The sequence below is a fragment of the Salinisphaera sp. Q1T1-3 genome (genome assembly GCF_003602005.1).
In the GTDB taxonomy this organism is placed as follows: domain Bacteria; phylum Pseudomonadota; class Gammaproteobacteria; order Nevskiales; family Salinisphaeraceae; genus Salinisphaera.
Genome location: NZ_QZWD01000007.1, coordinates 68,879 through 92,127, shown reverse-complemented (window position 1 = coordinate 92,127; position 23,249 = coordinate 68,879). Strand labels below are relative to the sequence as shown.

Annotated in this window: 19 protein-coding genes; 15 read left to right on the top strand and 4 right to left on the bottom strand. The window is 64.1% G+C overall.

Features of this window, described 5'->3' with window-relative positions:
• Window positions 1-16: 16 nt before the first annotated feature.
• The 6 genes from D3260_RS08400 (at window position 17) to D3260_RS08375 (ending at window position 8,249) form a co-directional block, all read left to right on the top strand.
• Complete coding sequence (locus tag D3260_RS08400; RefSeq protein WP_120098144.1) at window positions 17-511, top strand: acyl-CoA thioesterase; 495 nt, start codon at window positions 17-19, stop codon at window positions 509-511.
• 125 nt (window positions 512-636) lie between these two features.
• A complete protein-coding gene (locus D3260_RS08395) occupies window positions 637-2,253 on the top strand; it encodes a glucan biosynthesis protein (protein WP_120098143.1) in 1,617 nt (538 codons plus the stop codon).
• A gap of 25 nt (window positions 2,254-2,278) precedes the next feature.
• Window positions 2,279-3,292: a DUF4105 domain-containing protein gene (locus D3260_RS08390; RefSeq protein ID WP_233544010.1), complete on the top strand. Its 1,014-nt coding sequence runs from the start codon at window positions 2,279-2,281 to the stop codon at window positions 3,290-3,292.
• A 194-nt stretch (window positions 3,293-3,486) separates the two neighbouring features.
• The gene (gene pepF, locus D3260_RS08385; protein WP_158583465.1) at window positions 3,487-5,448 is read left to right on the top strand and encodes an oligoendopeptidase F; all 1,962 of its coding nucleotides are present in this window, start codon (window positions 3,487-3,489) and stop codon (window positions 5,446-5,448) included.
• Between the two features lie 213 nt (window positions 5,449-5,661).
• A complete protein-coding gene (locus D3260_RS08380; protein ID WP_147418142.1) occupies window positions 5,662-7,032 on the top strand; it encodes a hypothetical protein in 1,371 nt (456 codons plus the stop codon).
• 143 nt (window positions 7,033-7,175) lie between these two features.
• Window positions 7,176-8,249, top strand: coding sequence for a Gfo/Idh/MocA family oxidoreductase (locus tag D3260_RS08375; RefSeq protein WP_120098140.1), 1,074 nt, complete (start codon window positions 7,176-7,178; stop codon window positions 8,247-8,249).
• Here the strand turns inward: D3260_RS08375 and D3260_RS08370 are convergent, their stop codons facing one another.
• The 3 genes from D3260_RS08370 to D3260_RS08360 all read right to left on the bottom strand — a co-directional run bounded on the left by D3260_RS08370 (window position 8,250) and on the right by D3260_RS08360 (window position 10,734).
• Entirely contained in the window at window positions 8,250-9,332 is a 1,083-nt protein-coding gene (locus D3260_RS08370) for a glycosyltransferase family 1 protein (RefSeq protein WP_120098139.1), read from the bottom strand.
• The gene (locus D3260_RS08365; protein WP_120098138.1) at window positions 9,329-10,219 is read right to left on the bottom strand and encodes a UDP-2,3-diacylglucosamine diphosphatase; all 891 of its coding nucleotides are present in this window, start codon (window positions 10,217-10,219) and stop codon (window positions 9,329-9,331) included. The genes D3260_RS08370 and D3260_RS08365 overlap by 4 nt, the downstream gene beginning before the upstream one ends.
• 68 nt (window positions 10,220-10,287) lie before the next feature.
• On the bottom strand, window positions 10,288-10,734 hold the full coding sequence (locus D3260_RS08360) for a GtrA family protein (protein WP_120098137.1): 447 nt from the start codon (window positions 10,732-10,734) through the stop codon (window positions 10,288-10,290).
• Window positions 10,735-10,849: 115 nt separating this feature from the next.
• Between D3260_RS08360 and D3260_RS08355 the strand changes: the two genes are divergently transcribed.
• Together D3260_RS08355 and D3260_RS08350 are read left to right on the top strand one after the other, a co-directional pair.
• Complete coding sequence (locus D3260_RS08355; RefSeq protein ID WP_120098136.1) at window positions 10,850-12,133, top strand: NAD-dependent epimerase/dehydratase family protein; 1,284 nt, start codon at window positions 10,850-10,852, stop codon at window positions 12,131-12,133.
• A gap of 45 nt (window positions 12,134-12,178) precedes the next feature.
• A complete protein-coding gene (locus D3260_RS08350) occupies window positions 12,179-12,718 on the top strand; it encodes a cupin domain-containing protein (protein ID WP_199671424.1) in 540 nt (179 codons plus the stop codon).
• A gap of 56 nt (window positions 12,719-12,774) precedes the next feature.
• Here D3260_RS08350 and D3260_RS08345 read toward each other — a convergent pair whose 3' ends face one another.
• On the bottom strand, window positions 12,775-14,166 hold the full coding sequence (locus D3260_RS08345) for a PLP-dependent aminotransferase family protein (RefSeq protein ID WP_120098134.1): 1,392 nt from the start codon (window positions 14,164-14,166) through the stop codon (window positions 12,775-12,777).
• A 150-nt stretch (window positions 14,167-14,316) separates the two neighbouring features.
• Here D3260_RS08345 and D3260_RS08340 point away from each other — a divergent pair, with 150 nt between their 5' ends.
• The 7 genes from D3260_RS08340 to D3260_RS08315 all read left to right on the top strand — a co-directional run bounded on the left by D3260_RS08340 (window position 14,317) and on the right by D3260_RS08315 (window position 23,245).
• On the top strand, window positions 14,317-14,922 hold the full coding sequence (locus tag D3260_RS08340) for a LysE family translocator (RefSeq protein WP_120098133.1): 606 nt from the start codon (window positions 14,317-14,319) through the stop codon (window positions 14,920-14,922).
• A 588-nt stretch (window positions 14,923-15,510) separates the two neighbouring features.
• Entirely contained in the window at window positions 15,511-15,663 is a 153-nt protein-coding gene (locus D3260_RS17490; protein WP_158583464.1) for a hypothetical protein, read from the top strand.
• Window positions 15,664-15,907: 244 nt separating this feature from the next.
• Window positions 15,908-18,013, top strand: a complete 2,106-nt coding sequence (locus D3260_RS08335; protein ID WP_120098236.1) for a M13 family metallopeptidase — start codon at window positions 15,908-15,910, stop codon at window positions 18,011-18,013.
• 336 nt (window positions 18,014-18,349) lie between these two features.
• Complete coding sequence (locus tag D3260_RS08330; protein ID WP_158583463.1) at window positions 18,350-18,988, top strand: DedA family protein; 639 nt, start codon at window positions 18,350-18,352, stop codon at window positions 18,986-18,988.
• 74 nt (window positions 18,989-19,062) lie between these two features.
• Window positions 19,063-20,445, top strand: a complete 1,383-nt coding sequence (locus D3260_RS08325) for a GntP family permease (protein WP_120098131.1) — start codon at window positions 19,063-19,065, stop codon at window positions 20,443-20,445.
• 232 nt (window positions 20,446-20,677) lie between these two features.
• Complete coding sequence (locus D3260_RS08320) at window positions 20,678-21,448, top strand: glucose 1-dehydrogenase (RefSeq protein WP_120098130.1); 771 nt, start codon at window positions 20,678-20,680, stop codon at window positions 21,446-21,448.
• Between the two features lie 96 nt (window positions 21,449-21,544).
• Window positions 21,545-23,245 carry a S10 family peptidase gene (locus D3260_RS08315; protein ID WP_120098129.1) on the top strand — a complete coding sequence of 567 codons (1,701 nt, stop codon included), beginning with the start codon at window positions 21,545-21,547 and terminating at the stop codon, window positions 23,243-23,245.
• Window positions 23,246-23,249: the final 4 nt, after the last annotated feature.

Genomic DNA, 23,249 nt, shown 5'->3' with positions numbered 1-23,249 from the left:
CTGCTTCGAGACTGTCATGCCCGAACACGAGATCACGCTACGCTTTCTGGCCGAGCCATCGGACGTCAATTTCGGCGGCAAGGTCTTTGGCGGCAGCGTGATGAAATGGATCGACCACGCCGGCTATACCTGTGCCGCCAACTGGTCGCACAGCTACTGCGTCACCGCCTATGTCGGCGGCATCCGGTTTCTGCGCCCGATCCGCATCGGCGATCTCGTCGAACTGCGGGCCGAGCTCATCCATACCGGCAACACGAGCATGCATATCTCGGTGTCGGTCTACGCACGCGATCCGAAGAGCGACGATGCCCGCTTCACCACACACTGCATTCTGGTGTTCGTGGCCGTGGATGCCGAGGGCCGGCCCGCGAGCGTACCGTCATTCACACCGGCCACCGAGCATTCGCGTCGTCTCAACGACTATGCGCAAAAGATGATTGAACTGCGCCAGAACATGCAGGACGAGGCCAGTGCTTTCCTCTCCGAATTGGAGATCGACTCGCCCGGCTAGTGACCGGTTCCGGCGACGCCGAGGCTTGTCATGACGGCGTGTGACAGGGAACCTTGCAGAACATGATCTGTCTTTGTTGCAGACCCAGAACAAGCTATAAATCCAGATAACAAGGATATTGGTGCATGGAACGACGCACGCTCTTGAAAGCCTCGCTCGCGCTGAGCGCGCTGGGTCTGCCCGGCCTGCCGGCCTTTGCTGCCTCACCGGTCAAACCGGGCAAGGGGGAACCGTTCTCCTTTGACGGCCTCAAGGATCAGGCCAAGAAACTGGCCACCCAGGCCTATCAGTCCCCGGCCGAAAAGCTGCCGCCGACGCTGTCGAATCTCCAACCGCTCGACTACCAGAAGATCGAGTTCAACAAGGCCGACGCCCTGTGGTCGGACAAGAACGACATCGATCTGAGCGTGCGCTTCTTTCATACCGGCATGCACTTCAAGGTGCCGGTGCGCATGCATGCCATCAGCCCGGACGGGCGGGCACATCTGATTCCCTTCGAGCCGTCGATGTTCAACTACGGCGACAGCGGCGTCGACACCGGCCAGCTCGAGGGCAAGCATCTGGGCTTTGCCGGCTGGCGTCTGGCTGTCGGTGACGAGAAACCGAGCGAGCGACCGGAGGTCGCCTCGTTTCTCGGGGCCAGCTATTTCCGGGCGATCGACAAAAACATGCAGTACGGGCTGTCGGCCCGTGGCCTGGCGGTCAATACTGCCGAGCCCGAGGGCGAGGAGTTTCCGGACTTCACCCAGTTCTGGTTCGAGCAGCCAGATCCCGATACCAAGACGGTCACCGTCTATGCCCTGCTCGATTCGCCCAGCGCGACCGGAGCCTATCGTTTCACGATCGACGCCGGCAACGCGCAGGGCGTGATCATGGACATCGAGGCCAACGTCTATACCCGCAAGGCCATCAAGCGACTCGGCGTCGCACCGATGACCAGCATGTATCTCAAGGGCACGGCCCAGGAGACGGCGCGCGACACGATCTATCCGCGCATGCACGACTCCGACCGGCTGTCCATGTGGCGCGGCAACGGCGAATGGATCTGTCGCCCCCTCTACAACCCGCAGACGATCCAGTTCAACACGTTCCAGGACGAAAACCCGAAAGGCTTCGGCCTGATCCAGCACGATCACGATTTCGACCACTATCGTGATCCCGTGGCCTGGTACAACCGGCGCCCGAGTCTCTGGCTCGAGCCGAAGAACGACTGGGGCAAGGGCGAGATCGCGCTCATGGAGATGCCGACGGTCGGTGAGACGGTCGACAACATCGTGGCCTTCTGGGTGCCGGCCAACCCGGTCACGCCGGGCGAGACGCTGACCTACGACTATCGCCTGTACTGGTGGCCCGAGCCGCCGGCCTCGCCGTCGCTGGCCGAGGTCGACGAGACCTGGTCGGGCATGGGCAACGTACAGGAAGGCTGGATCCCCGGCGACCATTCCCCCGAGGAATATGCCCGGCGTTTCGCAGTGGATTTCACCGGCAAGACCCTCGAAAAGCTGGACGACAATGCCGACGTGCAGGTCGAGGTCAGCGCATCCAACGGCAAGATCAGCTACACCGCCGTGCACGCGATGGACCCGATCGATGCATATCGCGCGGTCTTCGACTGGATGCCCACGTCCTCGGACACGACACCCGTCACGCTACGGGCCTATCTCAAGCAGGGTGATCAGACCCTGTCCGAGACCTGGCTCTACCAGTTCCAGCCACCGGCCCCCGGCGACCGCCATTATTGATGCCCTGACCGGCGGTGCCGGCACCGTGATCCGTCTCGGTGCCGGCACTGCCGGCCTGGTGCTCACCGGCTACGGCCTCGGCGCGCTGACGTTTCGCGGCCCACGACAGCGCCCGGCGCGTTATCTGTTGATCACGATCTGGCTGGGCCTTGCCGGTGCGGGCCTGGCCGGCTTTGCGACCGGCGGCGATATCGGCCCATTGCTCTTTGTCGTGGCCACGATCGTGTTGTTGATCTGGTGGGCGTGCATCACACCCCGTCAGGATCGTGACTGGGCACCGGACGTGGCGCGGCAGCTCGGCGTACAACGGCACGGCGATATCGTCGAACTGGACAACGTGCGCCATTTCGTCTGGCGTACCCGGCAGGATTTCACGCCCGGCTGGGAAAAACGCACGTTCAATGCGGCCACGATCGTCGGGGTCGATCTCGCGGTCTCCTACTGGGCCGGGCCGAACATCGCCCACACGCTTGTCGCCTTCGCCTTTGCCGACGGGCGTCATCTATGCTTTTCCGTGGAGGTCCGGCGCCTGGACGGCGAACATTTCTCGGCGATCGGCGGTCTGTTCCGACAATGCGAACTCGTGCTGGTGGCCGCCGACGAGCGCGATATCCTGCGCACCCGCACCAACATCCGCGGCGAGCACGTCCATCTCTACCGCGTCGGCCTGCCGCCCGGCGAGGCCCGGGCCCTGTTCCATGCCTATCTGGATACCGCCGAGCGGCTGCAGCGCCGCCCGCGTTTCTACAATACGTTGACCGCCAACTGCACGACACTGATCTACGACATGGTCAAACCTATCGTGCCGGGCCTGCCATGGAACTGGCGCCTGATCGTCTCCGGACGACTGCCCAGCTATCTCTATGCGCTCGGCGCCCTGGATACGCGCCTCAGCCTGGCCGAGCTGCGCCGTCGCGGCTGGATCAATGCCCGCGCGCTGGCCTGGGATCGTGATGCGGGCCCCTCGGCCGACGATTTCTCGGCCGCAATCCGGCGCGGCCTCCCCGCCCCCGAAGGCTGGCCCGTACCGCCGCCTTAGGGCCTGCGTGCCCGTGGCCCCCGGCTGTGCCATGACAACGTAGGGGCCACCACCGGCCCTGCACGGCCGACCCGGTTGTCGCTATGCTCGATGAGCTCGGGCGACGTATTGACAGCCGATCATGCGATCGTCGCGGCAGCGGCCTGCTTTTTGCTTGTGGGCCGATACGCCATTTCTTGGGGGATTTGTTGCCAATGCCATCTTTCATGTTTCGCGCGGCTGTGCTCGCCGCTGCCTTGAGTACCACCGCGCTGCCGGCCCTGGCGGCCGAAGCAACCGGCACCGATACGACAACGTCGGCCAGCACCGCCGACGGTACCGCGTCAAACGCCCCGTCCAAGACACCGAGTCACTGGAACCTGGCCGATCTCTATGCCTCGCCCGAGGCCTGGCAGAACGCCTTCGACAAGACCGACAAGCAGATCGCGGCCCTGTCGCGATTCTCGGGTCATCTGACCGACAACCCACAAGCGCTGGCCAAGGCACTCGCGGCCATCAACGACGTCGACAAATCCCTGGCCCGGCTGTCCGTCTATGCCGGCTTGCGCGCCGATGAGGATCTGCGGGACAGCAGTGCGCAGGAACGGCGCAACAAGGTCAGCCGTCTGGCATCCCAGTTCGGCGAGGCCACGGGCTATGTGCGCCCGGAACTGACGGCGATGGATCAGGACAAGCTCGCCGACTGGGCGAAAAAGCCGGTGCTGTCCGATGAAAGCTATTACCTGGCCAACGTGATGCGCGCTGCCCCGCACACACTGTCCAAGCAGACCGAGTCGGCGCTGGCCGCGCTCGGGCCGGTCGCCGGCCAGGCGGATACGTTCTCGCTGCTGTCCTCGGCCGATATCGAATGGCCACAGGTCACCATCGACGGCAAGGCCGAAACCATCGATCAGGCCGGCTACACCAAGTGGCGCAGCAATCCGGACCGCAACGTCCGCAAGCAGGTCTTCAAGACTTTCTGGTCGAAATACAACCAATACGAGGACACCTTCGGCTCGCTGCTCGACCAGACCGTGCTCCAGCACGTCATCGATGCCCGTCTGCACCACTACGACAGTGCGCTGGCCGATGCCATGGCCGGCAACGATATCCCGGTCTCGGTCTACCACGAGCTGATCAGTTCGGTGAATGACCACCTGGATACGCTGCATCGCTATCTCAAGCTGCGGGCCCGCATGCTCGGCGTCGATCAGCTCCATTACTACGATATCTATCCGCCGCTGGTCGACACGGACAAGACCTTCACTCTCGATCAGGCCCGCAGCCTGGTGCGCAAGGCGGTCGAGCCGCTGGGTCCGCGTTATCAGAAGTTGATCGACAAGGCCACGAGCGAACCCTGGACGAGTGTCTATCCATCCAAGGGTAAAAGCCCCGGCGCCTACATGAACGGCGCGGCCTACGATGTGCATCCCTACGTGTTGATGAACTTCAACGACGACTACGAAAGCGTGTCGACCTACGCCCACGAATGGGGCCACGGCGTACACAGCATGCTGGCCGATGCAGCCCAGCCCTACGCCAAGTCGGACTATCCGATCTTCACCGCGGAAGTGGCCTCGACCACCAATGAGGCCCTGCTGATCGATTACATGATCGATCACGCCAGGACCGACAAGGACAAGCTCTACTATATCGGTCAGGCGCTTGAGCAGCTGCGTGGCACGTTCTTCCGCCAGGCCCAGTTCGCCGAATTCGAGCTGGCCATTCATCAGGCCGCGGAAAAAGGCGAAGCCCTGTCGGGCGCGCGCATGACCAAGATGTACGGCAAGATCCTCGACAAGTATTACGGGGTCGATCAGGGCATCACGAAGATCGATGATCGCGATGACATCGAGTGGGCCTACATCCCGCACTTCTACTACGACTTCTACGTCTATCAGTACGCGACCTCGATTACCGCCGGGCGCTATTTCGCCACCCGGATCGAGTCCGGCGACGAGGCGACACGCAAGGCCTATCTGAACGCGCTGTCGAAGGGCGGCGCCGAATCCGGCTACCAGATCCTCAAGGCGGCTGGCGTGGATCTGGCCACCGCCAAACCGTATCAGGCGCTCATGGATTACATGAATCACTTGATGGATCAGGCCAACGCGATTCTCGACAAACAGGGCCACAAGACACCCGAAAACGACAAATCGTCGCCGAACGCCGACTGAGCGGCCGATCGAATGCTATGCAGCCGGGGGCATATCGACGATATGCATGGCAAGACAGGGCAAGCACACAGCCGGTCGTGATAGCCTTCGCCTGGCTGAGCGACCCGGCTCCTGTCATCGATCATCGGGGATCGATGTCCAAACAGTCCGGGTCGCATTCAACCCCGCGGCGTTCGCCCCGCGGGCCAGGGGATTACAATTTCAGGGGGATACGTGACGCACGCATCCGGATTGCGGCTGGCCACGATCGTGGCCGGTACCAGCCTTTTCTGCACGGCACCGGCATTCGCCGCTGCCAACGACACGAATGACAGCGCGGCCCGCGCCGCGTTGCAACAACAGATCGATCAACTCAAGACCACGCTGGATCAGCTCAAGGCCGATCAGGGGGCGCAGCCCAGCCAGGCCAGTGCCGAGCCGGCCACAGACGATGCCGAAACCAGCGATACGGCCAGCGCGACGTCACCGGCACCGGCCGACGAGGCACCCAAGAAAAGCCTGACGCTCGGCGGCGCCTATACGCTCGGCTACAAGCTCAAGCCGGATCTGGAAAACGAAAGCCAGGACCGCGGCGACGGCGTGATGGGCATTACGGCAGTCAACTGGGACGGCCAGTACGGCAAGCTGACCTACGCCGGCGAATATCGCTGGTCCCAGGTGGCCTTTGCCGATGATTCGTTCCTGCGCTACGGCTGGGCCGCCTACGATTTCACACCGAAGCATCAACTCAAGGCCGGCCTGTTCCAGGTCCCCTTCGGCAACCTGCGCTTCGGCTATCAGTCGTTCTGGGGCAACCTCAACTACTTCGCCGGTTTCACCGACAACCAGGCTGCCGGCATCGGCTACAAGTACGAAAACGGGCCGTTCCGACTGGATATCGACGCCTTCAAGAACGACGATCTCCAGCAACACAGCCTCTACGGGTCGAACCCGTTCGAGGGTTATCAACAGATCAACGGCGGCAACATGCGCGCGGCCTGGACCTTCAACAAGGGCAGCGAGCGCAGCGTGCAGGTCTCGGCGGCGGTGCGCGGTGGCCAGCTTGAGGTCGGCGATTCCAACGACAACGGCACCCGCTGGGCGGCCACGGCGGCCGTCGATGCCGCGCTCGGCAACTGGACACTCCAGGGCCAGTACGTCGACTACCGCTACAACATCCCGGATGGGCGCCAGTACAACGGTTTCGATCTGCCCACCGATTCGATCACCGTCGAGAACTACGGTTTCGGCTACCAGATGCCGGCCTCCGGGCAGATCTTCTCGGGCAACATCGCCCGTACCTTCGACATCGGCTGGGGCGCGCTGGAGTCGATCCAGCTCTACGACAACTATGCCTATCTGATGACCGGCGGCGACGGGCGTTTCGAAAGTGCGACACCGGGCAGCCCGTCCAACATGGCCGGCGATATCCAGTTCAACGCGGCCGGCATGAATCTGTCGTTCGGCCCGCTTCAGATCTGGCTCGACGTGCTCTCGGGCAAGAATTCGGCGATGGCCTTCAACGGCCCGAACGACGGCGACTGGAACACGCGCTACAACCTGCAGATGGGGCTCTACTTCGCCGGCGACGTCATCAAGCGATGATTCGGCGCGGCGGCCGCCGGCGCGATCGCACATCGTCGCCGGTCGTCGCCCCCGGCCTGGACAACCGGGGCTGAATACGCAGGCGTTGCCCGATCGGCGGGCCGTGGGGCATCTTGTTGGCGGTTTTGCCATCGGGATTGTTCATGACCGACGCCTCCTCACATCGCATTGCACTCATCGGCTACGGCCTGGCCGGTGCCGTCTTTCACGCGCCGCTGATCTCGGCCACGCCGGGCCTGTCGCTGGCCGCCGTGGTCACCGGCAACGAAGAGCGGGCCGCGGCCGCCCGGACGCGTTATCCCGGCGTGGAAATCATGCCCGATCCGGAAACGCTCTGGCAGCACAGCGACTCGTTCGATGCCGTGGTCGTGGCCTCGCCGAACGGCACACATGCCGCACTCGCCGAGCAAGCCATCGCGGCCGGACTGGCCACGGTGGTCGATAAACCGCTGGCGGCCACGCCCGATCAGGCGAAATCGCTGATCGCCGCCGCCCGCGCCGGCCGCGTACCCCTGACGGTGTTTCAGAACCGGCGATGGGACAACGATTTCCTGACGCTCGAAAAACTGCTGGCCGACGATCGGCTCGGGCCGGTCCGACGATTCGAATCCCGCTTCGAACGTTGGCGCCCGGAGGCCAAACCGGGCTGGAAACGCGATCCCGACCCATTGGCCGCCGGCGGCATATTGTTCGATCTGGGCAGCCATCTGATCGATCAGGCACTGACTTTGTTCGGCCCGGCACAGACGGTCTATGCCGAGCTGGACCCCCGCTACGTCGACGACGGCGTGGACGACGATTCGTTCATCGCTCTGCGTCACGACAACGGCGTGCGATCCCATCTGTGGATGAGCAGCGTCGCACCGGTACTGGGACCACGGTTCCGGGTTCTGGGCGCACGCGCCGGCTACGAGAAATACGGGCTCGACCCGCAGGAGGACGCACTCAAGGACGGCGCACGGCCCGATGCGTCCGGCTGGGGCCGCCAGGCGCCGGGCGTGCCCGACGGGCATCTGGCAGCGGGTTCATCCAGCGAACCGGTGGCAACCCGGCCGGGCGACTATCCCGCGTTCTATCGACGCTTCGCCGCAGCCCTGGCCGGCGACGGCAAATTGCCGGTCGCCGCCGAAGACGGGCTGGCCACCCTTCGGGTCATCGAGGCGGCGCGGCGCTCGGCCGGCGCGGGCGGCGAGCTCGTTCACCCGGTTCGCGACTGATCAGCCGGCCAGCAACCGTCGGGCCGGCGCAATCGCCCGGGTCATGAGCGATCGCCGGGCCAGGCGCCGCCAGGTGCCGGCGGGTAACGCCACCGTCAGATCGGCGAAACGCGCGGCACAGGCGGCCCAGGAGAATGCCAGCGCATGCTGGCGGGCCGCGGCCGGCGACAGACGGACGGCCCCGGCCACCGCGCGCGCGAGATCCGAATCCAGGCAGGCCACGTGCGGGGCATCGCCCAACACATCCTGCGGGCCGGGCACCGGGTAAGCCGCGACCGGCAGACCGCTGGCCAGGGCTTCCAGCAACACCAGACCATAAGTGTCGGTGCGTGACGGGAAGACAAAGACATCGGCCCCGGCATACCAGCGCGCCAGATCGGCACCGCTCTGCCAGCCGGCGAAAACAGCCTCGGGATATCGTGCCTCGAGCCCGCGGCGCGCCGGCCCGTCGCCGACCACGACCTTGGTCCCGGGCACATCGAGAGCCAGAAATTCCTCGATGCTCTTCTCGACGGCCACGCGCCCCACATAGATCATGACCGGTCGCGGCCCCGGGATGGACACGGCGTCCGCGCGCGGGGCGAAGGTCCGGGCATCCACGCCGCGCGGCCAGAGCGCAGTGTGCCGGATGCCGTGGCCGGCCAGTTCATCGGCCAGCGTGGGCGTGGTGACCATCACGCGGGCCGAAGCCGCATGGAAACGACGCACCGCGGCATAGGTCAACGACTTCGGCATGCCCAGCCGCATCTGCAGATACTGCGGAAAATGCGTGTGGTAGGACGTGGTGAAGGCCAGGCCATGACGCACGCACCAACGGCGTGCCGCGACCCCGAGCGGGCCTTCGGTGGCGATGTGTATGACATCCGGCGCGGCTTCGATCAGCCGGTCCCCGACGCCGTCCGGCGTGGCCAGCGCCAGCCGGATCGTCGAGTCCCCCGGACAGGGCAGCGTACGGTACTGATCCGGCGTGACGGTGACCACCTCGTGCCCGGCCCGTTGCAGTTCGTCGAGGACCACGGACCAGGTGCGTACAACGCCGTTGATCTGGGGGTGCCAGGCATCGGTGACGAGGGCGATCTTCATGCCGAGACCGCCTGCGCGACCGGCTCGGCCGGCGCCGCCATACCGTCGCGTCCCCAGTACAACAGTTCGATCCGGCCGGTGAAATCCTCGGTCAGTGCCGTGCAGCTCTCGACCCAGTCGCCGTCGTTGCAATAGTCCACGCCCTGGATCGTGCGGCGCGACGGCGTGTGGATATGCCCGCAGATGACGCCGTCGACATCACGCCGCCGTGCTTCATCGGCCAGCGCTTCTTCGAAGCGTCCGATGAAGGCCACCGCGTTCTTGACCTGATATTTCAGAAACGCCGACAGCGACCAGTACGGATAGCCCAGCCGCCGGCGCACGGTGTTGAAGCCGCTGTTGGCGCGGATCACGCCGCGATAGGCATAGTCACCGAGCACGGCCAGCCAGCGGGCCTGGGTGCACACCAGGTCGAACTCGTCGCCGTGCATCACCAGATAGCGCTTGCCGTCGGCTGTCTCGTGCACGCATTCGTTGCAGACTTCGATGCCGGACAGATCGATCGGCAGGTAATCCCGCAGGACCTCATCGTGATTGCCGGGCACATAGACCACGCGGGTACCACGGCTGCGATGCAGATCGAGAATCGCGCGGATCACGGCCGTGTGGCTTGTCGGCCAGTACCAGGCCTTCTTGAGCGCCCAGGCATCGATGATGTCGCCGACCAGATACAACGTGTCGCAGTGCACGCGCGAGAGGAAATCCAGCAGTCGCTCGGCCCGGCAACCGCGCGTACCGAGATGGAAATCCGAGATCCAGATCGCGCGATAGCGGTGCAGACCGCGCCGGTTCGCGCCCGGCGGTGGCACCGATGGACGCGCCAACGGCGGGTCGGCGTTGCCGGGCGAGCCGGCGGGGCGATCGAGCACATCGTCGTCGAAGATCATGGCGAGCCTCCACGCAAGCTGACGATCTGTAGTGTCCCGGCGGCACATGACGACAATAAGACGATTGGTTAACGGTGCGATGACACCTCGCCGGTCCGGAATATCAGGCGTGAGGCCAGACCGTAGTTCACCCCGAGCGCGAGCACCCCGCCCGGCACGACACTGAGCAGCGGATGGGCTGCCCCGAGACGGGTAAGCGAGACGATTGCCACATAAATGCCGTAGTTCAGGCCCATTCCCAGCGCGTTGACCGCCAGATAGGACAGCCACTCGCCGAGATGCCCGCCACCACCGGCCGCCGCGAACGTCACCCGCCGATTGATGTACCAGGCCACGCTGAGCGCCGCGAGAATCGACAGCCCGCGCGCGATCGCGGGCGCCAGACCGAGCCCGTGCACCAGGCCACCGAGCACCGTCATATCCACCCCGAACGCCACGCCCCCTACGGCCGCGAACAGCGCCGGCCGATGAATACGTCGCGCAAGGCGCGCACACCAAGAGAGATCGCATGCCATGACGTGCCAGATCTAGCAGGTCGTGCTGACACGGATATGACACGGGCGCGTCACGCCCCGGTCACATGGCGTGCCCACGCTGAATGGCATGTCCGACCAACCATGGGAGTCGACCATGCACCACACGACACCTGCCCGGCGACCCGCCGGACGACGGGCCGCCGAGCGCGTGCTCATCCTCGGCGGTGACGGTTTCTGCGGCTGGCCGACCGCCCTGCATCTGTCCGCCGCCGGTTACGAAGTGGCGATTGTCGACAATCTCTCGCGACGCAAGATCGACGTCGAACTGGAAGTGGACTCCCTCACGCCCATCCGCCCGATGAGTGAGCGACTGGCCGCGTGGGAAGCGGTTTCCGGGCGTCGTATCGTCTTTCATCGCTTCGATGTGGCCCGGAACTATCAGCGTCTGCTCGATCTGCTGGTGGACTGGCGCCCGGAAGCGATCGTGCATTTCGCCGAACAACGGGCCGCCCCCTATTCCATGAAATCCGCCTGGCACAAGCGCTACACCATGGACAACAACCTCGGGGCCACCAACACGCTGCTCGCCGCGCTCGTCGAATCCGGGGTCGATGCCCATATCGTGCATCTGGGCACCATGGGCGTTTACGGCTACGGCAGTGCCGGCATGAAGATTCCGGAGGGCTATCTCACTGTCCACGTAGAGACCGACGACGGCGACATGGCCCGCGACGAGATCCTCTATCCGGTCAACCCCGGCAGTGTCTATCACCTGACCAAGACCCAGGACCAGCTGGCCTTCGCCTTCTACAACAAGAACGACGGCATCCGCATCACCGATCTGCACCAGGGCATCGTCTGGGGCACCCAGACCGAGGAAACCCGTCTCGACGAACGCCTGATCAATCGCTTCGATTACGACGGCGATTACGGCACCGTACTCAACCGGTTTCTCATGCAGGCCGCGATCGGCCATCCGCTGACCGTGCACGGCACCGGCGGCCAGACCCGCGCCTTCATCCATATCCAGGACACCGTGCGCTGCGTGGCCCTGGCCATCGGCAACCCACCGGCGACCGGCGAGCGCGTACGTATCTACAACCAGATGACCGAGACCCATCGTATCCGCGACCTGGCCACGCGGATCGCGGCCCAGACCGGAGCCGCCATCGACCATGTGCAGAATCCACGGGTCGAAGCCGCCGAGAACGATCTGCATGTCGCCAACGACGCCCTGATCGCCCTCGGTCTGAAACCCACGACGCTGGCAACCGGCCTGTTCACCGAAGTCACCGAAATCGCGGCCCGTTATGCCCATCGTTGTGACAAGCGTCGCATCGCCTGTCGATCGCAGTGGCGCCGTACCGGGCACGCCGAGGTGACGATGAGCACCGCCCGGAACACCGCCACGACAGATCCCCTCATCCAGCCCATTTGACTTGCACCGTCTCGACAATGGCTTCGGACTGGCACAGAGTTGAGCATGGCCCGTGTATCAACACCCATGCCCGCAATGGCGTTCGACACGCTCACCTTCGACGATGACGGACGTACACCGAATAACGCCTGGCCCGTCGTCATGCACCACGCCGTTTTGGCCGCGAGTGAAAGCGCCCCGGCCGCCGCGCTTGAGCGGCTGTTGGCCCATCACGACTGGCCGCCGCAATGGCGCGGTGGCGTATTCGACTATCACCACTATCACTCGACCGCGCACGAGGTGTTGGCCGTTGCCACCGGCAGCGCGCGACTGCAGCTTGGCGGTGAAGCGGGCCAACAGATCACGATTCGGGCCGGCGATGTCGTCATTCTGCCTGCAGGTACCGGCCATTGCCGCATCGAAGCCAGTCAGGATTTCCTGCTCGTCGGCGGTTATCCGGTGGGCCAGCCGGACTGGGATCTTTGCCGTAGCGGCCACGCCGACATCGAAAAAGCCCGTCTGCGGATCGCCGGCGTGCCCTGTCCGCAGACCGACCCCGTCACCGGCCGCGACGGCGGTCTGCGCGATATCTGGCTGCCTGCCTGAAAAGCCCGGCGCGCCTGCGTTTCACGTGCAACCCATCATATGACGGGACTGAAAACCTAGATCGTCTGCCATGCCCCGGCCGGCGGTGACGCGATCGTCTGGTTGACGATCGCCAGGGCACGAACCAGTTCAGCGCGGTCAGGCGCAGCACTGAAACACAGACGCAGCGCCTGTGGCGCCGCCTCACTGCCGAGACAGAACGACTCCGCGGCCGTCACGCGTACGCCCTGTGCGGCAAGCCGTGTTGCGGTGGCAGCGGCACGTTGGCCCGGCGGCAAGCGTATCCAGGCGAAGAATCCCCCGGCGCGCGTGGCAACATCGATCCCCGGAAGCGCTTCGTGCGTCATCCGCCGTCGCTCGGCCAACTCGTCCCATTGCGCGGCGAGCACGGCATCGGCATCGCCGGATGTGATCCAGCGACAGACCAGGCCGACGATAAGCGGCGGCGGCATCCAGCTCACGTTGCGTATCACGGTCTCCACGCGTGCATGCAATACGGGCGGCACCCGCATCACGCCCGAGCGCAGGCCGCCGCCCAGCATCTTGGAGATCGAGAACAACAGGATGGTGCGCTCGGGTGCAAGCCGATAGAGCGGCGTCCCCCGCTCGGCTTCAGGCAGGAACTGCACGGTGTCTTCTATGAGCCAGACATCATGCGCGCGCGCGAAGTCGACGAGCGCCGCGCGTCGCTCTTCCGACAACCGCGTCGTCGTCGGATTCTGGTGCTCGGGCATGACATAGAGCGCCGAGAACGGCTGACGCGCATGCCGCGCGGCCAGCGCGTCGACGTCGAGGCCGTCGCCATCGTGCGCGAGCGGCACGGTCTTGAGGCCCAGCTGGGCCGCCACGCTGATCAGCCCCGGATAGGTGAGCCGCTCCGCGGCGATTCGTTCACCGTGCTGGAGACACGCACTGAGCGCGGCAAAGATGCCGTTCATCCCGCCGAGATTGACGATCAGCTCGTCGGCGGCGACCGGTAATCCGAGCGCTGTCATCCACTCGGCGTAGACCGTGCGATGGCGCGCCATTCCGTCCGGCGGCTGATAATCCAGAGCCGTTGCACACAGCGTGGCATCGGCAGGCATTGCCGACAGGGCACGCGCGAAGCCACTGTCCCGCACGGCCAGCGGCGGCGGCAGCGCCAGGCCGAGATCGATGACATCGGACGTACCGCGATCGACTCGAATCTGGGTGAAATCCTGTGTCCCCGGCTCGGCGACATAGGTTCCGCTCCCTACGCGCGCAACCACCCGGCCGGCCTTTTCGGCCTCGGCGTAAGCACGTGTCACAGTGCCCGGCGTCACGCCCAGCGCATGGGCGAGCCGTCTCTGGGGCGGCAGCTTCTCGCCGGTGGCCAGCGCGCCCGAATCGATGGCATCGGCGATCGCTCTCGCGATCTGACGATACCGCGGGCCATCCCCGGATAAATCGGGCGTCCAGATTGTCATGGGTACAATAAACTCATTGACGGCTTCTCAACGTCATTTATCTTACTAGAAACGCCGAATATAGACACAAAACTCTGAATTGTTACCCATACAATCGAGATCTTTCGGCCCTGTCGGCTTTCGAACATCCCATCTTCGAGGAGATCCCGCATGATCACGAGTATTCCCTGGCTTGCGCTCGGGCTGTTCGCGGTATCGGCGGTCGGCACCCCCGGGCCCAACAACGTCATGCTCACGGCTTCGGGCGCGCGTCATGGTTATGTCCGGACGCTGCCGCATATCGCCGGCATCATCATCGGCAGCGCCACTCTCTATTTCGCCGTGATCGCCGGGCTCGGCGCACTATTCCAGGCCTGGCCGCCGCTGCAATGGACTCTCCGGCTGGCCGGCGGGGCCTATCTGCTGTATCTGGCCTGGCGCATCGCCAGCGCACCGCCGCCCCGACTGGATCAGCACGAGCACACGCGCCCGCTGTCGTTCTGGGAGGCCGCCGCTTTCCAGTACGCCAACCCGAAAGTCTGGGTCATGGGCCTGACGCTGGGCGCATCGTTCATGCCGGCCGATGGCCTGCTCTGGCGAGACGCCACCCTCCTCGTCCTCACGATGAGCGTCGTCGGATTGCCCTGTCTGTCGTTCTGGACCGGCTTCGGACGCGCCCTCGCCGGCCTGTTGCGCACCGATCGCGCCTGGCACTGGTTCAACCGCGTCATGGGCGCTCTGACAGCCGCCTGTCTCGTATTCATCTTCGCCGATTGACGATGATCGTTTTGCAGACACCTCGACACACGGCCCACGTTCAGAGCGGCGATGATCTGCATCGATGGGGCAACAAGACCCGGTTACCTCCATCCGTCTTTCTTATCGATAACATCGGTTTTTTCAATCGATGCCCGTGCCGGAACCGCGCGTGGCACGGCAGCCGCGGCCCGATGAAGGCGCGATTCCCGCCACACGGGGCATCGGAATAGCCGAAACGCCGCCTTTCTTATCGCCAAACGATTGATTTTAAATGGCGTTATCCTGTCTTCAATTTTTTTATCGGCAGCTATTGCCATATGAGACTTTCGGCGTAGAATCGCGCCCGTCGACAGGCTGAGGATGCATAAAAAAGCCGTTCAGGACGGCATGCCTTCTTGTGACCTTCGTTATTGCATTCGGTGCATTCGATATCGGTTGCAGCCGGTCGACATCGGGCTTGTCCCCTAGAGGTTTTTCTTGTTTCTGATCTCAATCTTCGGCGTCGACTGAGCGGGCACGACCTCTTCGCGTTCTCGTCAGCTGTGCGCCGACCGGTACCCCGAGCGTCCGCGCGCCCCGGGTACCTGCTTTCGAGGAGTTTTCGCCATGAATACCGTGAAGCTGAATATCGTGAACAGCATCGTTGTCGTCGGCCTGGTGGCCGCTGCCATGGCCATGCCGTTGGTCGCCGCCAACCTGGCGCAGACGCAGAGCGTGGCCCAGACGACGACAGTGCCGGCTGCCGAGGCCGCACGCTGATCATGTGATCGAACTCGAGCGTGCTCGAGTACGCTCGTGACATACCCGGCCACCGCGCCGGGTATTTTTTGTCCGTTGATATCCCGGCTCGCCCATCGCTGCCCCATCAGCGATAGTTTGCGACCATCGTCGGCCGATGCGCGCACGCCTGACGTGCCAGAATGCCGCCTTGGCACGAGCAATGCTTGTTCTGCTCGTTCATCGTCGGCGGCGGCCGATGCACTCGCACAACAACGGATTGATTATGACGCGTGATTTCCTGCGGCCGACGGCCGTGGCCCTCGGCCTGATGTGTCTCAACGGCGTGGCGATGGCCCAGGGCAACGAAAGCCCACCCGAAAGCGACGCCCCGGCCGCGAAGACCGATATGTCGGTCGCCAAAAATGTGTTCGACACGAGTGAGCTGGATACCGACGCCAACGTCTGCCAGAACCTCGATGACTTCGTGAACGCGAAGTGGATCGCCGCCAACCCGATTCCCGACGACCATACCCGCTGGGGTGCGTTCAACGAGCTCGCCGAGAAGAGCCTGAAGGACCAGCACACGATCGTCGAAGCCGCTGAAAAGACGGCCGGCACGGCGGATGCCGACAGTGTCGAGACCCAGATCGGTCATCTCTATGCCTCGGCCATGGATACCGCGGCCATCGACAAGGCCGGCGATACCCCGGTCAAGTCCCGGCTGGCCAGGATTCAGGCGCTGGATTCCCGTGATGCGATCGCTCGGTATCTGACCCTGGCCTTCGCCGAAGGCCAGGGGCAGGTCTTTTCCATGGATGCCAGCCCGGACTACAAGAACGCCAAGCAGGTCATCGCGTACGTCTACCAGGGCGGCCTGTCCCTACCGACGCCGAAGTACTACACCGACAAGGACTACGCTGAACAGCGTCAGGCCTATGTCGCCTATCTGACGAAGCTGTTCTCGCTCATCGGCCAGAGCGACGACGAAGCCGCCCACCATGCCGAGGCGGCCATGGCGTTCGAGACGAAACTGGCCAAGCACTCACTGTCACAGGTCGCGATGCGCGATCCGGACAACCAGTACCACTTCGTCACACTCGACGAGGCGAACAAGGCGACGCCGCATTTCGACTGGAAAGCGTTCTGGGCGGCTCAGGGGGCCGATATCAAGAAAGGGTTCTCGCTCTCCGAGCCCAAGTTCTTCGCCGAATTCGAGCGGCTGTTGGCCAATGCCTCGATCGATGAATGGAAGGCCTATCTCACCGCGCACACGATCGACGATGCCGCCCCGCTGCTGGCCAAGCGATATCGCGATGCGCACTTTGCCTTCTACGGCACCGAACTCAACGGCCAGCCGCAGCAGAAGCCACGCTGGAAACAATCGCTGGATGCGGTCAACAGCGCCATGGGTCAGGGACTGGGCCAGCTCTATGTCGCCAAGTATTTCCCGCCGCAGGCCAAGGCTCGCGCCGAAGAACTGGTCGACAACATTCGCGCCGCGCTCAAGACCCGGATCCAGAACAACGACTGGATGAGCGACACCACCAAGGACAAGGCGCTCGACAAGTGGTCCAAGTTCCTGGCCAAGATCGGCTACCCGGAACACTGGCGCTCCTGGAAAGGGCTGTCGATCCAGGCCGACGATTTCTACGGCAACATGACGCGTGCGGCGAAGTTCAACCACGACTACGAGATGGCCTATGTCGGCCAGCCGCGTGATCGCCAGCGCTGGGGCATGACGCCGCAGACCGTCAACGCCTATTACAATCCGACGGACAACACCATCAACTTCCCGGCCGCAATCCTGCAGCCGCCCTTCTTCTACGCTCACGGCGATGACGCAGTGAACTACGGCGGCATCGGTGCCGTCATCGGGCACGAGTCGAGCCACGGTTACGACGATCAGGGCAGCCAGTTCGACGGCGACGGCAACCAGAACGATTGGTGGACCGCCGCCGATCGCAAGGCCTTCGATGCACGCACCGCCAAGCTGGTCGATCAGTTCAACCAGTACACACCAATCCCCGGCAAACCGGGCGTGCACGTCAACGGCAAGTTGACGCTTGGCGAGAACATCGCCGATCTCGACGGCCTGACACTGGCCTACGATGCATTGCAGAAAGCCCTGGCCGCGGATCCCACCGAGGCCAAGCGCAAGATCGACGGCTATACCCAGGACCAGCGTTTCTTCATGGCCTGGGCCCGGGTCTGGCGTGGCCATAGCCGGCCCAAGGCACTGGCCGTGCAACTCAACTCCGACCCGCACTCACCGATGACCTATCGCGCGATCGGAGCGCCGTCGAACATGCCCGCCTTCGCCAAGGCGTTCGACTGCAAGCCGGGCGATGCCATGGTCCGTCCGCCGAAAAAGCGCGTCGAGATCTGGTAGACGACGTGCGACCGACCGAAAAAGCCGCGGTTGCCGCGGCTTTTTCGGTTCGAGCTTGGTACATGACAGCCGACGGTCGGACGATCGTGATGCCCGCTTCGGCTTCGCCGATCGTCCGGCCCGCGATGGCCCCTCGGGGCGCATGCGATGCATCTTCACGCCGCGTGCGCTATCGTCTCGCGGCGTGACGCACTGCCGTTGCACGCCGTGCGGCATCGCCCCGCGGTTTGCGTAGCGGCCTGGCGGTCCGCCAATTGCCAGATCCTGTTACCGAGCCCTTTACCCACACCGTGCGGCCTCGCCTCGCGGCATCGCGCCCAGCACGCCGAGTCCGACATGCCCGATATCAGCCAAGTCATCAGCGACTACGGCCCCTGGGCCATATTCCTGCTGATCCTCATCGAGGATTTCGGCATTCCGGTCCCCGGTGAGACAGCCCTGATCTCGGCCGCCCTGCTGGCCTCGCAGGGCAAACTGCCGATTCTCACGCTGCTCATCGCGGCCTGGGCCGGTGCCGTGATCGGGGACAATATCGGCTATGCCATCGGCCGCTTCGGCGGCCGACGTGTGGTGGTGCGCTACGGTGAACGCATCGGCATCACGGATGCCCGCCTGGCGCGCATCGAGGCTTTTTTCGTCCGGCGCGGCGGCGCTATCGTGCTCGTTGCCCGTTTCTTCGTCGGGCTGCGCCAGCTCAACGGCATCGTGGCCGGCATCGCACGTATGCCTGCCGCCAAGTTCACTCTGTACAACGCGATAGGCGCGGCGCTCTGGGTCGCAGTCTGGGGGTTCGGCGTGTACTGGTTCGGCCAACGCTTCCACGCCCTGATCGAGCGATTCGGCCCGGTCGGCATGTACGTCCTGTGCACGCTGGTCGCTGTCGTGGTGGCCGGCTATATCGTCTGGCGATGGGTCCGGCGTTATCGCCGGCCGAACCCATCCGATCCGCAAGGCGGGCCTAAGACCAAAAGATGAAGAGCATGGAATCGGTTTCACGATAGGGTGTCGCGCACGCTACCCGTCTCGCTCCGTCATGAAGATCTCCGCGCATGGATGAATGGACACAGACCCTGACGACCGGTCCGCTTCTGATGATCGCCGCGGCAGCGGTCGCACTGCTGCTGCTGCTGATCATCCGGTTCCGGGTACATGCCTTTGTCGCCCTGACGATGATCAGCCTGGCGACCGCATTCGCTACCCGCATCCCGCCCGATCAGATCGTGCCTGTCCTGCTGAGCGGCTTCGGTGACACGTTATCCAAGGTGGCGCTGCTGGTCGGTTTCGGCGCCATGCTCGGCAAGCTGGTCGAACAATCCGGCGGCGCCCAGATGCTGGCCGATCGCATGGTCGCGCTCTTCGGCGAGCGACGGGCGCCCTTCGCGCTCGGTCTGGCCTCGCTGTTCATGGGCTTTCCGATCTTCTTCGATGCCGGCCTGGTAGTGATGCTGCCGATCATCTTCGCCGTTGCCCGACGTCTGGATGGGCCGTTGCTGCTCTATGGCCTGCCGGCCGCCGCGGCCTTTTCGGTCATGCACGTATTCGTGCCCCCGCATCCGGGGCCGGTTTCCGCGATCGATTTCTATAACGCCAGCCCCGGTCTGGTGCTCGCGACAGGTGTGGTGCTCGCGTTTCCCATGTGGCTGATCTCGGGGTATCTCTGGGCGCGTATTGCCGCCGGTCGTCATCCGTTTCGCGTGGCAGCCGATCTATTCGGCGAGGCCGATCGCGAGGCGATCGAGAACCCGCCTTCGCTGCGCACGGTGCTCGGCCTGCTCCTGATCCCGCTGGTTCTGATCTTCGCCAACACCGCACTCGATTTCGGTGCCAACCTCGGCTGGTTCGACGAAAACGCGACGTGGTTCAAGCTGGTCCAGCTGTTCGGCAACACGCCGGTGGCGTTGCTGATATCGGTACTCGCGGCGACCTATATGCTCGGCTGGCGACGCGGCAGGCGCCCGGCCGATATCGAACGCATTCTCGACTCATCGCTACCGTCGATCTGCTCGGTCGTGCTGATCACCGGCGCGGGCGGCATGTTCGGCGGTGTCCTGAAGGCCTCGGGTATCGGTGACGCACTGTCTCATTCACTCGATGACATCGGGCTGCCGGTCATCGTGGCGGTTTATGTGGTTGCGGTTGCCCTGCGCCTGGCCCAGGGCTCGGCGACCGTTGCTCTGGTCACGGCCTCGGGCCTGATGGCACCCGCGGTGATCAGCGGTGACTACAGCGCCATGCAGGTGGTCGCCGTCGTCTTCGCCTCGGCTGCCGGCTCGGTCTTCGCCGGGCACGTCAACGATTCCGGCTTCTGGCTGGTCGGCCGGCTGATGGGCATGGATGTCGCGACAACGCTCAAGACCTGGACCGTCCAACAGGCCCTGGAGTCACTCGTCGGCTTCGCCATGGCCTGTGGTCTGTTCCTGCTTTTCTATTAATCCGGCACCAAAACAGCTGACGACGTCAGCTGTTTTCAACGCCATCGAAAGAAATGCCGGCACTTGTCCGTCTTTTTATTTTCAATGGCTTCACGGCCGTTGGCCGTGGCGCGCGTGCTGTCGCACACGCGCGTTATCAACCCGAAAAATCATCTATTTTTATGCCGGGTTAATAATATGTGATTTTCCAAACGATCACGTTCTCGCAAACGATACGATCCAAGGGCCTGCCATGACCGATACGCTTTTCGATGTAACCGACCGGCTGGCGCTGGTCACCGGCTCCTCGCGCGGGCTCGGCCAGGCCCTGGCCACCGGGCTGGCCGAGCGCGGCGCGCGCGTGGTGCTGCACGGTCGCGATGCAGCAGCGCTCGCCGAGGCCGCCAGCCGACTCGCCGAGCGCACCGGCACCGAGGTGACCTACGCCACCTTCGACATCACCGACGCCGAAGCCGTCCAGGCCGGCGTCGACGCCCTGATCGGGCGCCAGGGCGTGCCGGATATTCTGGTCAACAACGCCGGCCTGCAGAAGCGGGCGCCGTTCGCTGAATTCGCACCGGCAGACTGGGACCGGCTGCTGGCCACCAATCTGTCCAGCGCGTTCTATGTCGCCCATGCCCTAGCTGCGGCCATGTCCGAACGCGGAGCCGGCAAGATCATCAATCTCGGGTCGGTACAGTCGATGCTGGCGCGTGAGACGATCGTGCCCTATGCCGCCTCCAAGGGCGGGGTCGCCATGCTCACAAAGGGCATGGCCGCCGATCTGGCCCGCTACAACATCCAGGTCAACTGCATCTCGCCCGGTTATTTCCAGACCGACATGAACACGGCGCTCTGGCAGGATCCGGATTTCGATGCCTGGCTGACACAACGCACACCGGCCGCCCGCTGGGGCCAGCTCGAGGAACTGGTCGGCACATTGATCTATCTGTGCTCACCGGCCTCGAACTTCGTCTCGGGACAGAACATATTCGTCGACGGCGGACTGACGTCGAGCGTCTGACGACGACCCGCGCCTCCATCGCCAACGGCGCGGGTGGCGGCGTATTTCTTGCATCGAGGCGGGCTGCTTCATCGATCGTCTCGACAAGGATTGCCCATGCCCACCTCGCGCTTCGTTCCGGCCGTCTTCGGTGTTCTGGCGACCACGCTGTCCCTGGCCGGGCCGGCCTGGTCTGACGAACCAGCCCCGTCATCCGACAAGACGAGCGCCTCCGATACCCCGGCCGGCCAGATCGTGGCCCACATGGACGCGCTGGCCAAGGAAAAGACCGCGCAGAGCGACGGTCGTATCACGATCGACGGCCAGACGATCGACTACACGAGCCGGACCGGTACCCTGACCCTGCACGGCAGCGGCGATCAGGAAGCCGTGCCGACCGCCCGCCTGTTCTATGTCGCCTATTTCAAGAAAGGCGCGGATCCCGGGAAACGACCGATCACTTTCATCTACAACGGCGGCCCGGGCTCGGCCTCGATGTGGCTGCACATGGGGGCGTTCGGCCCCAAACGGGTCATCACGCGCGATGATGCGCACACACCGGCAGCCCCCTATACGCTCGCCGACAATCCGGACTCGTTGCTGGATGCCTCGGACCTGGTATTCGTCGATGCGCCCGGCACCGGTTTTTCGCGGCTGATCGCCGAGACACCGCAGGACGGCGATCGCGATGCGCTGATGAAAAAGCGCAAGAAGCATTTCTACAGCGTCGATGGCGACGCCGATGCCTTCGCCCAGTTCATCACGCGGTTCATCACCCGCTACGATCGGTGGAACTCGCCGAAATACCTGTTCGGCGAATCCTATGGCACGACCCGCTCGGCCATTCTGGCCAACCAGCTCGCGCGTGAAGACAACATCGATCTGAACGGTGTGATTCTGCTGTCCCAGATCCTGAACTTCGACCTGTCGATCGACGGCCCCGAAGACAATCCCGGTCAGCCGCTGCCCTATGCGCTGGCGTTGCCCAGTTACGCCGCCACGGCCTGGTACCACGACAAGCTGCCGGGCCCGAAGCCGGCCCGGCTCAAGCCGTTTCTAGATCGCGTCGAGAACTTTGCCACCGGCCCGTATCTGGATGCGCTCGTCGCCGGCAACACCCTGGCGGACGATCGAAAACAGAAGATCGCCGCGCAGCTGCACGAGTTCACGGGCCTGCCGGTCGACTACTGGAAGAAAGCCGACCTGCGTGTCAACGGCGCCGAGTTCGAGAAGAATCTACTGGCCGATGCCAACGACACCACCGGCCGGCTCGACACGCGCTTTGCCGGGCCCAGTCTCGACCCGCTGTCTCAGGGCGCTCAGTACGATCCGCAGTCGGCCGGCCTGTCCTCGGCGTATGTCGCCACCTTCAACAGCTATGTTCGCAATACGCTGAACTATCACGCGGACATGGCGTATCGCCCGGTCACCGGCCTGTGGAACGACTGGGATTTCTCGCATCAGCCGCCCGGCGCCGCCAAGCCAAGCCAGGGGCCGGTCAACGTCATGCCGGATCTGGCCACCGCGCTGAAGATCAACCCGGGCCTCAAGGTCATGCTCAACGTCGGCTACTACGATCTGGCCACGCCGTTCTTCACCGCCCTCTACGAGATGCATCACCTGCCGATCCCGAAACGACTGGCCGACAACATCAGCTATCACGGCTATGCATCAGGCCATATGGTCTATGCCCACAAGCCGGCCCTGGACAAGCTCCACGCCAACGTCGCGGCCTTCATCGAACAGACGGATCGCGTAACCGATGACGCGGCGGACCGGCCCCAGAACGGCAAGAAAACACCTGCCCCCGAGCACTGACGCC